General features: G+C 70.4%; 11 protein-coding genes. 4 read left to right on the forward strand and 7 right to left on the reverse strand.

The window, feature by feature from the left end; genetic code table 11:
- Positions 1-13: 13 nt before the first annotated feature.
- Both chpD and CRP56_RS15300 read right to left on the reverse strand, forming a co-directional pair.
- A complete protein-coding gene (gene chpD / locus CRP56_RS15295; RefSeq protein WP_097264300.1) occupies positions 14-241 on the reverse strand; it encodes a chaplin ChpD in 228 nt (75 codons plus the stop codon).
- A gap of 246 nt (positions 242-487) precedes the next feature.
- Positions 488-886 (reverse strand): rodlin, encoded by a 399-nt coding sequence (locus tag CRP56_RS15300; protein WP_097264302.1) that lies wholly within the window; start codon positions 884-886, stop codon positions 488-490.
- Positions 887-1,144: 258 nt separating this feature from the next.
- Here CRP56_RS15300 and CRP56_RS15305 point away from each other — a divergent pair, with 258 nt between their 5' ends.
- The 3 genes from CRP56_RS15305 to CRP56_RS15315 all read left to right on the forward strand — a co-directional run bounded on the left by CRP56_RS15305 (position 1,145) and on the right by CRP56_RS15315 (position 3,213).
- Positions 1,145-1,543 (forward strand): rodlin, encoded by a 399-nt coding sequence (locus CRP56_RS15305; protein ID WP_097264304.1) that lies wholly within the window; start codon positions 1,145-1,147, stop codon positions 1,541-1,543.
- Between the two features lie 103 nt (positions 1,544-1,646).
- Positions 1,647-2,672: an LCP family protein gene (locus CRP56_RS15310; RefSeq protein ID WP_097264306.1), complete on the forward strand. Its 1,026-nt coding sequence runs from the start codon at positions 1,647-1,649 to the stop codon at positions 2,670-2,672.
- A 133-nt stretch (positions 2,673-2,805) separates the two neighbouring features.
- Positions 2,806-3,213 carry a rodlin gene (locus CRP56_RS15315; protein ID WP_097274075.1) on the forward strand — a complete coding sequence of 136 codons (408 nt, stop codon included), beginning with the start codon at positions 2,806-2,808 and terminating at the stop codon, positions 3,211-3,213.
- An 80-nt stretch (positions 3,214-3,293) separates the two neighbouring features.
- On the opposite strand, the gene CRP56_RS15320 is transcribed toward CRP56_RS15315, so the two are convergent.
- The 4 genes from CRP56_RS15320 to CRP56_RS15335 form a co-directional block, all read right to left on the reverse strand.
- A complete protein-coding gene (locus tag CRP56_RS15320; protein WP_097264308.1) occupies positions 3,294-5,213 on the reverse strand; it encodes an AMP-dependent synthetase/ligase in 1,920 nt (639 codons plus the stop codon).
- 93 nt (positions 5,214-5,306) lie between these two features.
- Positions 5,307-6,827, reverse strand: coding sequence for a vWA domain-containing protein (locus CRP56_RS15325; protein WP_097264310.1), 1,521 nt, complete (start codon positions 6,825-6,827; stop codon positions 5,307-5,309).
- 147 nt (positions 6,828-6,974) lie between these two features.
- Positions 6,975-7,829: an ABC transporter permease gene (locus CRP56_RS15330; protein WP_097264312.1), complete on the reverse strand. Its 855-nt coding sequence runs from the start codon at positions 7,827-7,829 to the stop codon at positions 6,975-6,977.
- A complete protein-coding gene (locus tag CRP56_RS15335) occupies positions 7,826-10,522 on the reverse strand; it encodes a CocE/NonD family hydrolase (RefSeq protein WP_179851027.1) in 2,697 nt (898 codons plus the stop codon). Before CRP56_RS15335 ends, CRP56_RS15330 begins: the two co-directional genes overlap by 4 nt.
- A gap of 224 nt (positions 10,523-10,746) precedes the next feature.
- On the opposite strand from CRP56_RS15335, the gene CRP56_RS15340 reads away from it, so the two are divergent.
- Entirely contained in the window at positions 10,747-12,123 is a 1,377-nt protein-coding gene (locus tag CRP56_RS15340; RefSeq protein WP_097264314.1) for a condensation domain-containing protein, read from the forward strand.
- Here the strand turns inward: CRP56_RS15340 and CRP56_RS15345 are convergent.
- Entirely contained in the window at positions 12,120-13,520 is a 1,401-nt protein-coding gene (locus CRP56_RS15345) for an APC family permease (RefSeq protein WP_097264316.1), read from the reverse strand. The two genes, CRP56_RS15340 and CRP56_RS15345, sit on opposite strands and share 4 nt — an antisense overlap.
- Between the last annotated feature and the right edge of the window lie 160 nt (positions 13,521-13,680).

Genomic DNA, 13,680 nt, shown 5'->3' on the forward strand with positions numbered 1-13,680 from the left:
ATGCGCTACGACGTCACTTGTTGATGCAGGTGTTGCCGAAGGCCGGGTTCAACAGGGCGAGGGCGTTGATCGAGTTGCCGCACACGTTGACCGGCACGTGGATCGGGACCTGGACCACGTTGCCCGAGAGAACGCCCGGCGAACCGATGGCGGCAGCCTCGGCGCCCGCGTCGGCGAATGCGGGGGCGGCCATACCCAGAGCCATGATCGCGCCCGCGACGACAGCAGCGGTCTTCTTCATGAGCTATCCCTTCTCTGCGGTCATGCCCCAATGACGTGACCTGCAGGCTGTAAACGAGGGATAGACATCCAGGGAAACTACGGAACGTGTGGCGCCCGGTAATTCACCCGAACGCCTTCACAGAATTGACTCCGGTCCCCCACATGAGGAGAAACGCTTCGCCTGAGTGACGGAAAAAGCTCGGGCAGCCCGCAGGGAAAACAGGCGGCCCGAGCCATTCGATCCCGGCTCTTTCGAGCCGGCGGATCAGTGGTTGCCCGTACCGTTTCCGGAGAGGGCGGAAATGTCGTCCAGGATGTGCGACAGCGGCTCATCGCCCTTGGCCTGCGTCGAGTTTTCGGCACACTGCTGGTTCTGCGGGGAGGACAGGACGTTGATGTCCTGGACGTCGATCGGGACAGCGCCGACGAGGCCCTGCACGTTCCCCTTGACCGGCAGGCCGATGCAGAGCTTGTTGAGGGAGCTCTGGACCAGGGTCGCCTGCGGACTCATGTCTCCCTTGGTAATCGAGTTGCCGAACTTCGAGTGGGCACCGTTGCCGCTGAATGAGGTGGTGCCGTGGTCGTTGCCGATCGCCATGGCCGGCGACGCGACACCAACGACGGACGCAGCGACCGCCGCTGCGGCCATTGCCTTCTTCAGCATTTGAGTTCCTTTCCCGGGTGCATCACCAAGACGCACGCTCCTGCCACCGCATCAACCAGCTATGCGGAGTTTGGTTGCGGCACTTCACCCGATCGGGCTTGCCTCCCCCGCGGAATTCACGGATTCGCCGGACTTCCGCTCGCACCGCGATCGCTCCTTCCACTGGGCCATCGGAGTGAAAAGGAGCAACCAAGCGGCCCCAGGAAAGTTGACCAGTGCGCTCCGGTGGACGGGGCCTCTCCAGAAAAGGACTAGCAAGTGATCAAGAAGGTTCTGGCATCCGCCGCTGTCGCCGCTTCCATCGCAGGTGTCGCCTCGCCCGCCATGGCGATCGGCAACGACCACGGCACCACCTCGTTCAGCGGCAACGGTGCGCACCAGTCGTTCGGCAACTCGGCCACCTACGGCAACATGAGCCCGCAGATGGCCCTCATCCAGGGCTCGCTGAACAAGCCGTGCCTCGGCCTGCCGGTCAAGGGGAACGTGCAGGGCCTCGTCGGCGCCGTCCCGATCAACGTCCAGGACATCAACGTCCTGTCCTCCCCGCAGAACCAGCAGTGTGTCGAGAACAGCACCCAGGCCAAGGGCGACGAGCCCCTGTCGCACATCCTGGACGACATCGCGGTCCTCGCGGGCAACGGCGCGGGCAACCACTGAGCCGTGCTCAGGGGCTCCGTTCGTTGAGCCTTGGGGCTGCAATCTGAGTCCCCGTCAGCGGGCCGCCGGTCTCCCGGCGGCCCGCTGTTTTAGCGTGCGTCGCGTGACGACGAAGAGAACCCTTTCTTCCCTGGCCATCCCCGTACTCGTCCTCGCCGCCGGCGCGACCTTGCTCGGCGGTGCCCCGTTCCCCGAGCGGCAAGCCCCCCGCCCCCTCAACATCGTGCTGATGGGCACGGACAGCCGGGACACCATCACCGCCGCCGAGAAGCGCGAGTTCCACGCCGGTGGCATCGCCTGCAACTGCACCGACGTCCTGATGCTGGTGCACGTCTCCGCGCACCGGGACCGGGTCAGCGTGGTGAGCATGCCGCGTGACTCCTACGCGGACATCCCGCCGTACCGCGACTCCGACAGCGGCAAGGAGCACAAATCGCACCCCTCGAAGATCAACGGTGCGTACGCCGAGGGTGGTCCCGCGCTCACCGTGAACACGGTCGAGTCGATGACCGGGGTGCGGATCGATCGCTTCCTCCAGGTGGACTTCCGGCGTTTCATCGACACCGTGAACGAGGTCCACGGGGTGGAGGTGTGCACATCGCGGACGTTGCAGGACTCGGCCACGAAGCTGCACCTCAAGCCCGGCAAACACCGTCTGAAGGGCGGGCCGGCGTTGCAGTACGTGCGCTCCCGGCATGTCGACCGCAGTGCCGACCTCGGGCGGATCCAGCGCCAGCAGCGGTTCCTGGTGAACGCCCTGCGCGGGCTCAAGGCGAAGAAGGCGCTGACCGACCCGGTGGGCATGGCGCGCGTGGTGGACACGCTGCTCGGGTCCGGGAAGGTGGAGCAGGGCTTCGCCGCGGGCGAGCTGGTGCAGCTGGCGGCGGCGCTGGACAAGGTGCCCGCACGGGCCCTGGAGTTCACGACCGTGCCGATCGCCGGGTTCAACCCGACCAGGCCGGACATCGGCTCCACGCTGGCCTGGGACCGCAAGCGTGCGGACGCGATGTTCGCCAAGCTGCGCGCCGACCGGCCGCTGCTGAAGGCCGACGCCGATCCCAAGCCCAAGGACCCGCCCAGCCTGATGGGTTACGCCCCGGTGCGGGGCAGCCGGTTCGCCTGCAAGTGAGCGTGCCGGGGGCGCCCAGGCCGGCCGGACACGCGCTGGGCCAATCGGGGCAAAGAGCGCAACCCCGGCCGGGGTGCGCCCGTTGACGATCACGCAGCTCCTCACCGGAGTCCGCTTTTCGAAGGGAATGAACATGAAGAAGCTGTGGGCCACCGCGGCTATCGCCGCTTCCGTCGCCGGTATCTCGGCCGCGGCTGCCCCCCAGGCTCTCGCCATCGGTGACGACAGCGGCACCACGTCGTTCAGCGGCAACCACGCCTCGCAGGAGTTCGGCAACTCGGCCACGTTCGGCGACATGAGCCCGCAGCTTTCGCTGGTCCAGGGCTCGCTGAACAAGCCGTGCATCGGCCTGCCTGCCAAGCTGAACCTGCAGGGCCTCGTCGGCGCTGTCCCGATCAACGTCCAGGACATCAACGTCCTGTCCTCCCCGCAGAACCAGCAGTGTGTCGAGAACAGCACCCAGGCCAAGGGCGACGAGCCCCTGTCGCACATCCTGGACGACATCTCGGTCCTCGCGGGCAACGGCGTGGGCAACGGCTGAGCCTCCCACTCGGTTGCGGCGGCGGGTCACCGGTTCTCCGGTGGCCCGCCGTCCGGCTTGCGGGGCCGCCATCGCCTGCCTCACTTGCCGTACAGCGCCTCGATCTCGGCCGCGTACGCCTCCCGTACCGCATGGCGTTTCACCTTCAGGGACGGGGTCAGCAGGCCGTTGTCCTCGGTGAACTCGCCCTCGACCAGGGTGAAGGCGCGGATCGACTCGGCGCGCGAGACGGCCTCGTTGGCGTGGTCCACGGCCTTCTGGACGGCCGCGCGCAGGGCGGGGTCGCGGACGAGTTCGGACAGCGGGGTGTCCGCGGGGCGCTTGCGGACGGCCAGCCAGTGGGCGACCGCCTCGGGATCGAGGGTGATCAGGGCGGCGACGAAGGGGCGGTTGTCGCCGACGACGAGGCACTGGCCGACCGGTGAGCGGCTGCGCAACCGGTCCTCCAGGACGGCCGGGGAGACGTTCTTGCCGCCGGAGGTGACGAGGATGTCCTTCTTGCGGCCGGTGATGGTGAGGTAGCCGTCCGCGTCCAGGGAGCCGAGGTCGCCGGTGGCGAACCAGTCGTCCTGGAGCACGGCGTCGGTGGCGGCCGGGTTGTTCCAGTACGCGCCGAAGACGATGCCGCCCTTGATCAGCACCTCGCCGTCGTCGGCGATGCGTACCGCGGTGCCGGGGACCGGGATGCCGACCGTGCCGGGGCGGGGGCGCAGGGGCGGGACGATCGTGGCGGCCGCGCTCGTCTCGGTCAGGCCGTAGCCCTCGTAGACGATGATCCCTGCGGCGTAGAAGAACAGGTTGAGGTCGCGGTCGAGCGGGGAGCCGCCGCTGATGGCGTAGCGCATGCGGCCGCCGAGTTCCTTGCGGACCCGGCGGTAGACCAGCAGGTCGTACAGGGCCCAGGCGGCGTAGAGGCCGGGGCCCGGGCCCTTGCCGTGGCCGAGGAACTTCTCCAGATAGCGCTCGCCGAAGCGGACGGCGACGCGGTCGGCGCGGTCGAAGGAGGCGGCACGGCCCATCTTCTCGGCGGTGGCGCGGCCGGTGTCGTGGATCTTCTCGAAGAGGTACGGGACGCCGACCAGGAAGGTGGGGCGGAACTCCTTGAGGGCGGGCCGGAGTTCGTCGGGCTTGATGCTCGGGCAGTGGCCGATCTCGATGCGGGCCATCAGGCAGGCCATCTGGAGGGTGCGGCCGAGGATGTGGGCGAGCGGGAGGAAGAGGAGCGTCGAGGCGATCTGGCGGGTGACCTCCTTGAAGATGGGGTGCAGCAGCTCGACGGTGTTGGCGGCCTCGGCGTACAGGTTGGCGTGGGTGAGGACGCAGCCCTTGGGTTTGCCGGTGGTGCCGGAGGTGTAGCAGATCGTCGCCACGGTGTCGGGGGTCAGGCTCGTGCGGCGCTTGGTGACCTCCTCGTCGGGGAGGTCACGGCCGAGTTCTTCGAGTTCGGCCAGCCCCCGGGCCTCCAACTGCCAGACGCGCGGCGGGTCTTCGTGGCGGGCGGTGCCGGTCGTCACCGTGTCGGCGTTCTCCGCGGTCTCGGTGACGACGTGGCGGGCGCCCGAGTCGCGGACGATCCACTCCACCTGTTCCGCCGAGGAGGTGGCGTAGACCGGGACGCTCTGGCCGCCCGCCGCCCAGATCGCGAAGTCCAGGACCGTCCACTCGTAGCGGGTGCGGGACATCACCGCGACCCGGCCGCCCGGTTCGAGGCCCGCCGCGATCAACCCCTTGGCCACCGCGGTGACTTCGCGGGCGAACGCGGCGGCCGTGACGGGCTGCCAGATGGCGCCCTGCTTGCGGCGCAGGACCACCGCGTCGGGGGCCTCGGCCGCGTTGGTGAACGGGATGTCGGCGGTGCTGCCGGTCGGAGCGGGCGGCGCGAGGGGGGCGGTGCGGGCCTCGCGGACCACTCCCCGGTCGTCCCTGACGATCTCGACCTCGGTGCGGTTCGCCAGGTCGGTGCGCTGTTTCGCCCGCTTCAGATCCTTGCGTACGCCCATGACGGCTCCCCGGTCGGCGCTGACTGGGACGTCAACTTACTCACGCGTAAGGAAAGGTCAATGGGGCCGGCAGCACCTGGACTGGTGTGCGAGTCAGTCGTGGAGGCCCTGGGCCTCGCCGATCGCGTCGGCCAATTGCGACACGTCCTCGTCCTCCGTGGTCCGCGCCAAGTCCCGGGCCTGCTCACTCAGTTCGGACAGGGAGGGGCAGCCCGGCAGGGAGGTGCGGTGGCCGTCGGTGGAGCGGAGGGTGTCGGCGAAGTAGGCGGCCAGGGTGGTGACTTGGAAGCGGGGGCTCGCCCGGTGGACCGAGGTGTCCAGGGCGCCGGTCTCCAGCCGGCCCGACTCCTCGTGCGGGGCGCGGGTGTCGGGGTCGAGCCAGCGGACGGTGGCCGTGGCGAGGTGGCCGTCGGCGCCCTCCTTGGTGCGGACCGCGTAGAGGGCGGTGACGGTGTGGCCGGGGCCGACCTCGCCGCCGTCGACGCTGTCGTCGCGGAAGTCGTCGTCGGCGACCTTGCGGTCGTCGTAGCCGATCAGGCGGAACTCCTGGACCGTCTCCGGGTCGAAGGCGACCTGGGCCTTGGCGTCGCGGGCGGTCAGGTCGATGTTCTGCGGGAGCTGCTCGACGAAGACCTTGCGGGCGTCCTCCTCGTCGGAGACGTACGCGGTGTGGCCGTCGCCCTTGTCGGCGAGCTCCTCCATCAGCGCGTCGCCGTAGTCGCTGCCGACGCCGACGCCGAAGAGGGTGATGCCGTGTTCGCGGCGTTCGCTCGCGATGCGTTCGAGGATCGTCTCGGAGTCGGTGTCGCCGGTGTTGGCGAGGGCGTCGGAGATGAGGACGACCCGGTTGGTGGCGCCGTCGCGCAGACCGTCCTCGGCGGTCTCGTAGCCGGTCTCGACGCCCGCGCCGAGGTTGGTGGAGTCGGTGGGCTCCAGGCTGTCGATCGCGTCGTGGACCTCGCCGCGGTGGCCGTCGAGACGGGTCATCGGCAGGACGCGCTCGGCCTCGTCGCTGAAGGTGACGATCGCGACGGAGTCGTCGTCGCGGAGCTGGTCCGTCATCGTGTCGAGGGAGTCCTTGGCCAGGTCCAGGCGGCCCGGTTCGCCCATCGAGCCGGAGATGTCGATGACGAAGGTGAGCGCGGCGGGCGGCCGGTCGGCGGCGTCCTCGGCGCCGCGGGTGGCGAGGCCGACGCGGACCAGGGACCAGTCGTGCTCGGTGGTGCGGGCGCCGTCGACGGTGACCGTGAAGCCGTTGCCGTCGGGGCGGTCGTAGTCCTGGCGGAAGCTGTTGACGAACTCCTCCGGCCGGACCGTCGACGGGTCGGGCAGCCGGCCCTCGGCGAGGGTGCGGCGGGCGTAGCCGTAGGAGGCGGTGTCGACGTCGAGGGCGAAGGTGGAGAGGTAGTCGGGCGAGGGGGCCACCTCGCGGGAGTCGTCCGGGCCGCTGTGTTGTTCGCCGCCGGGTGCGGAGGCGTATCCCCTGCCCGACCTGTCCGACGCGTTGCTGCCGCCGCCGTCGTCCGTCCCGCTGCAACCCGTCAGCAGCAGGCCGCTCGCCGCGGTCACCGCGAGCAACGCCACGCGCAGGCGTCGTATTCGATACCGCTCCATCTTCCGTGCCCCCTTGGTCCGTTGACGTCGACTTCTGTGACTGTGACGGGCCAGGGGGCCGGAACGTGCGCTACGGAGCGTTGCGGAAGGGTCTCGAAGAGGGCACGGAGCAGGGCCGTCGAGACCGGTACGCGATCTTCCGTTGACCTAGGAGACCACGTCCTTGCGGGCGAAACCGCGGAAGGCCAGCGCGAACAGCACGAGGGCGTACGTTACCGAGACCGCGGCGCCCTGGATCATGCCGGACCACTCCATGCTGGGCTGTACGGCGTCCGCCCACGCGAACTGCCAGTGCGCGGGCAGGAAGTCACGCCAGTCGCCGAGCGCGGTCACCGCGTCCAGGACGTTGCCGACGATCGTCAGGCCCACCGCGCCGCCGACCGCGCCCAGCGGGGCGTCGGTGCGGGTGGAGAGCCAGAACGCCAGCCCGGCGGTGACCAGTTGGGACACGAAGATGAACCCGACGACGACCACGAGCCGTCCGGCCGCGGTGCCGGGTGACAGGGCACCGCCCGTCGGTATCTCCAGCGAGCCCCAGCCGTACGCGGCCGTGCCCACGGCCAGCGCCACGACCGGCAGCAGGATCATCGCGGCCAGGCTCAGGCCGAGGCCGACCATCAGCTTCGACCAGAGGAGACGGGCCCGCGGGACGGGTGCGGCCAGCAGATAGCGCAGGGAGGACCAGCCGGCCTCCGACGCGACCGTGTCGCCGCAGAACAGGGCGACCGGGATGACCAGCAGGAAGCCCGCGGACACGAACAGGTTGACGGCGGCGAAGTTGGCGCCGGACGCGGTCGCCGTGTCCATCAGGGAGACGGTGTTGTTGCGGCCGCCGGGGTCGCCGCCGATCGCGAACGCGATCAGCAGGACGAAGGGGAGGGCGGCGAGGATGCCGAACATCACCATCGTGCGGCGGCGTTTGAGCTGGCGGACCAGTTCTACGCGGAGGGGGAGGGTGTGGCGGGGTTGGTAGCCGGAGGCGGTTTCGGTGAGTGTGGTCATGCTGAGCCTCCGATCAGGGTGAGGAAGGCGTCTTCGAGGCGGCGGTGGGGGCCCATTGAGGCGACCGGGACCTCTAGGCGGACCAGGTCTACGAGGAGGGCAGCAGCGGAGGTGCGTTCGTCTGCGGGTTCGTTGGGGCTGGTCGCGCAGTTCCCCGCGCCCCTGGGCGGCGTCGCCGTCAGGCGTACCAAGAGGGCGCCGTCCGTTCTTGTCGCCGACTCGACTTGCGGTAGGGCCGCCACCTTCTCCACCAGGGGATCGTCGATGTCGGCCGCCAGGCCCACCAGCAGCGTGTCGCCCGCGCCGATGATCTCTGCCACCGGGCCCGCCTGGACCAGCCGGCCGCGGTCCATCACCACCAGGTGGGTGCAGGTCTGTTCGACCTCTGCCAGGAGGTGGCTGGAGACGATGACCGTGCGTCCGGCGGCCGCGTAGCGGATCATCACCTCGCGCATCTCGCGGATCTGGGGCGGGTCGAGGCCGTTGGTCGGTTCGTCGAGGATGAGGAGGTCGGGGAGGCCGAGCATGGCCTGGGCGATGGCGAGGCGCTGGCGCATGCCCTGGGAGTAGGTGCGGACCGCGCGGGCCAGCGCGTCGCCGAGGCCCGCGATCTCCAACGCCTCGTCCAGGTGGGCGTCCTCGGGTGGGCGGCCGGTCGCCGCCCAGTACAGCTCCAGGTTCTCCCGGCCGGACAGGTGCGGCAGGAAGCCCGCGCCCTCGACGAAGGCGCCGACCCGGGAGAGGACCGGGGCGCCCGGGCGGATGGCGTGGCCGAAGACGCGGATCTCGCCGCCGTCCGGCTTGATCAGGCCCATCAGCATGCGGAGTGATGTGGTCTTGCCTGCGCCGTTCGGGCCCAGGAGGCCCAGGACCTGGCCCTTCTCCACGCGGAAGGAGAGGTCGCGGACGCTGTAGCGGTCGCTGCCCGGGTACTTCTTGCTCAAGTCCGTGATCTGGAGCGGGACTTCGGCCAGCTCCGGGTCCGGGGCGGGCATCGCGGTGCGGCGCCGGGCCGTGAGGAGGAGGGTGAGGGCGACGAGCGCCCCTGCGAGCGGCAGCCACCAGACCCACGAGGGCAGCGGGGCCGCGGCGGTCTTCACCCCGGGGGCGGTCGGGACGGTCAGGTCGCTCTTCAGGGAGACGGTGTACGTCGCCGGGGCCGCCGGGGAGGCGTAGCCGAGGTCGGTGGAGGCGAGGACCAGGCGGAGGCGGTGGCCGTTCTCGATCTTGTGGTCGATCGCCGGGAGGGTGACGGTCACGTCCTTGCCGGACTTGGCGCCCTCGACGCGCAGGGGTGTCACCAGCTGGGAGGGCAGTACCTGTCGGGTGCCGTCGGGGCCGACGTCGTACAGCTTGGCGAAGAGCACGGCGTCGTCGGACGTGGATTTCACGTGGACCGTGGCCGTCGGGGCGCCGGTGATGCGGAGGTCGTCGGTGACCGGCGCGGAGTCGAACCGGGCGTACTGGCCCGGGAAGTCCAGGGAGACGCCGACGCCGAGGGAGGAGAGCTGGGCGAGGCCGCCCGCGCTGCCGAGGCCGGGGAGGGCGGAGACGCCGGGCGGGTTGGCGCCGGCCGGGTTGGTGACCCGCTGGTCCTCGCGGCCGGTCAGGGTGAACGTGCGGTCCCCGCTGTGCAGGCCGGGGTAGGTGTCGGAGGTCGCGCCCCTGAGCTGGGCGGCGCCGTCGGTGGAGTCGACGCCTCCGGTGCGGGTGACGCGGAAGGCGGGGCCGGTGTCGACGCCGGTGTCCTTCTTGAGGTAGCGGTCGAACCAGGACTCGACGCGGGCCTGGACGCGGCTGCCCTCCAGGTCGCCGCCGTCGTGGCCGCCCGCGATCCAGTCGACGTCGACGGGGGCGCCGTTGGCCTTGATCGCCTTCGCGGCGGCGTCGGCCTGGTCGAGCGGGAAGAGGGAGTCGGTCTGGCCCTGGAAGAGCAGGGTGGGGACCTTGATCCTGTCGCCGACCGCGGAGGGGGAGCGTTCGGTGAGCATCTTCTCGGCGGCGGCGTCCGGGGTGCCGGACTCCGCGACCCGGTCGTACATCGCGCAGATCTGCGGTTCGAACTTGTCGCAGCCGCCGCCCGTGTTCACGAAGATGCCGGCCCAGAGCTTCTTGAAGACGCCGTTCGGGAACAGGGCGTCCGAGAGGTTCCAGTAGGTGATCGCGGGGGCGATGGCGTCGACGCGGGCGTCGTGGCCCGCGGTGAGGAGGGCGATGGCTCCGCCGTAGGAGGCTCCCGCCATGCCGACGCGGGGGTCGCCCTTCTTGTCGAGCTGGACCTGGGGCTGCTTCGCCAGCCAGTCGATGAGCTTCGAGACGTCGGCGACCTCGGCGGCGGGGTCGTTGAGGCCCACCTTGCCCGTCGACCTGCCGAAGCCTCTCGCCGACCAGGTGAGGACCGCGTAGCCGTCGCGGGCGAGGTCCTCGGCCTGTTGGCGTACGTCGTCCTTGGAGCCGCCGAAGCCGTGGCCCAGCAGGACGGCCGGGCGGCGCCCGGCGCCCCCCGAGACGAAGTACGAGGTGTCTATGCGGACGCCGTTCACCGCCATGACCTGGTCGGTGGCGCGCACCGGGGACGGGTCGTCGTCGGCGACCGCCGTCCAGGTACCGGCCCCCGCGAGTACGACGACGGCGGCCCCGGCGGCCAGCAGTCGCCGGGGCCGCCGCGGCAGCCCTCGCAGTCGAAGATCCATGCTTCAACCGTACGGGTTGAAGCTGTCGGGAAGTTATCGACCACAGGCCGAACCGGCCGACCTCCCAGGGGTGTACACGTTTCCTCGCGCGTACCGCGTCCGAAGTACGAGGAACCGTGTTCGAGGTGCCACCCGATGCATTGAAAAGCCGGGAAAGTCGGCGTGTCCGTGGCACGCGCAGGATTCGCTTGAGGGTCCGCCCCTTTGCGAATGGAGACGCCCTCGTGCGTATCACCGACATCCAGCGCTGCGACATCCGGCCCGGACGGCTCGTCGAGTGGACGCTCAGTCCGGCGACCGTGGCCACGGCGCGGGGGCTGCCGGAGGACAGCCGGCCACCGGCGTACATCCAGGAGTCGCACATCAGGACCGCCCGCACGGTCCGCGAGGACGGCCTCTTCGTCCCGACCTGGCTCGGCGCGGCCTTCGACATCCCGGGGCCGGTCGACCTCGGCGCCCTGGAGGAGGCCCTGCGCGCGTGGACGCTGCGGCACGAGACGCTGCGCAGCGGGTTCCGGCCGGACGGGGACGCCCTGCGGCGCTTCACGCTGGACGCGCGCGACGTGTCCCTGCACCGGGAGGACGCCGGGGAGTTCACGGACGCGACCGCTCTCGTACGGCATCTCCAGGACCGCTTCGACGTCACCGCGGACGCGCTGCGCTGGCCGAACCTGATGTACGCGGCGGTCGTCCGGGACGACTCGGCGAGCGTGTACATGGCGTTCGACCACAGCAACGTCGACGCGTACTCGATCTATCGGATCCCGTCGGAGATCCACGAGCTGTACGCGGGCCGTGGCCGGGCCGACGACGAGACGCCGGTGAGCAGTTACATCGACTTCTGCCGGATCGAGCGGGCCGACGCGGACCGCGTCGACGAGGACCACGAGGCCGTCGCGCGCTGGCGGGAGTTCATCCGGCGGTGCGACGGGACGCTGCCGACGTTCCCCCTGGACCTGGGGGTGGAGCCGGGTGGTCCGCTGCCCGAGCAGAAGATGATGTGCGAGATGCTCGTGGGTCCCGGGGAGGCGGCCGCCTTCGAGGCGTACTGCCGGCCGTACGGCGGCAGCCTGGTCGGGGTGCTCGCCGCCACCGCGCTGATCGCCGGGGAGATCGGGGGCGCCTCCGTCTACCGGACGGTGGTGCCCTTCCACACCCGGGTGAAGTCCCAGTGGTCCGACTCGGTGGGCTGGTACGTCGGCGGGGCACCCATCGAGGTGCCGGTGCCCGCGGACTTCCGCAGCGCGCTGCCCGCCGTGCGCGCGCAGTTGCAGGCCGCCCGGCCGCTGTCGCGGATGCCGCTGGCCCGGATGCTGCGCCTGCTGGGCACCGACTTCCGGCCCACCTCGCCGGACCTCTACTCCATCGTGTCGTTCACCGACGCGCGCGCCCTGCCGGGGGCCGAGCGCTGGGACGCGCTGTCGGCGTACGGGCTGATCCGGGTGTCGTACGGGGACCAGGTGTGCGTGTGGCTGAACCGGCTGCCCGACGGGGTGTGGTTCGCCTGCCGGTACCCGGACACGGACGTGGCGTACAAGAACATGCGGTTGTACGTGGAGAGGCTGCGGGCGTTGATGGCGGCGACGGACGGCCCGGCCTAGGCCTGGGCGCGTTCGTCCTCGGGGATCTCCACCAGCCAGCGGGTGTCCTTGCGCGGGCGCAGGTACAGGGCCCAGTAGAGCGTCGCCGCCGCCGTGATGCCGCCCGTCCACAGCAGGTACTGCGTCTCCTGCTCGCTGAGGATGTACGCCAGGACTCCGATCAGCAGGACCGGCATCGCGGGCCACAGGGGCATGCGCCAGGCCGGGGTGTGCCGGTGGGCGCCCCGGCGGGCCAGGAGGGCGGCCACGGCGACCAGGAGGTACATGCCGGTCACCGAGACGCCCGTCACGCCGTACAGGGTGTCCAGGTTGACGAAGCAGAGGGCGGCGCCGGGGATGCCGACGGCGAGGGTGGCGACCCAGGGGGAGCCGAAGCGGCCGAGCCTGGAGAAGACGTCGTTGACCGGCTGGGGCCAGGCCTTGTCGCGGGCCGAGGCGAACAGGACGCGGGAGTTCTGGATGACCATGACGATGCCCGCGTTGATGATCGCGAGGGCCACGCAGAGGCTGACGAAGGTGCCGACCGCCGAGTTGGACCAGGCCGTGACCATCGCGCTGATGTCGCCGCCGGTCAGCTCCGACAGGTCGCTCGCGCCCAGGGTGATCGCCACCACCGGGACCAGGATGATCACCGAGGAGATGGCGAGGGTGGCCAGGACCGTCCGGGCGACGTTGCGGCGCGGGTTCTCCAGTTCCTCGGAGAGGTAGACGGCCGTCGAGAAGCCCTGGGTGACGAAGAGGGCGATCGCGAGGCCGGAGACGACCAGCATGGCCGTCACCGTGTCCGTGCCGCCGTGCGCCCCCGCCACCTGCATGGACACCAGGCTGCCGGCGCCGCGCTCGGCGTGCGCGAAGCCCAGCACCGCGACGACCGCCGCCGCGATGACCTCCAGGACCAGGAAGACGCCGGTGATCCAGGCGTTGGCGCGCAGGTCGAGGAGGCCGGCGAGGGTGGCCAGCAGCATCACGCCGGCGCCCGCGAGGGACGGGTCCAGGTGGATCACGGGGGCCAGGTAGTCCGCGGTGCCCATCGCGATCACCGGCGGCACGATCATCACGACCAGGAGGGACAGGACGAAGACGAGCCAGCCCGCGAGGCGGCCGGCCATCGTCGAGACCATCGCGTACTCGCCGCCCGCGCTCGGGATGAGGGTGCCGAGCTCGGAGTAGCAGAACGCCACGGCGATACAGAGGAGGGAGCCGATCGCGATCGTGAGGGCGGTCGCGGTGCCGAGCGAGCCGAACAGGTCCGGGACGACCACGAAGAGCGTGGAGGCCGGGGTCACGCAGGAGAGGGTCAGCAGTGTTCCACCCACCACGCCGATGGAGCGCTTGAGCTTCCGAGGGCCGTGGGGCGCGTCGACGACGGCGTCGACGGGGCGGAGCGTGTCGGTCATGCGCGGTTCCGATCGCCAGGGGCAGCAGATTGCGCTGATGGAATCCCAACGAAAACCAGCGCGTCAATAGCTGTTTACCTACGAAATCCGTAGATCAAAACGACCCTTGATCGCGAATACGGCACACCATGCGGGAATCCGCAGCCTTTCGCTCATACGG

The organism is Streptomyces sp. TLI_55 (genome assembly GCF_900206255.1).
Classification (GTDB): domain Bacteria; phylum Actinomycetota; class Actinomycetes; order Streptomycetales; family Streptomycetaceae; genus Streptomyces; species Streptomyces aquilus.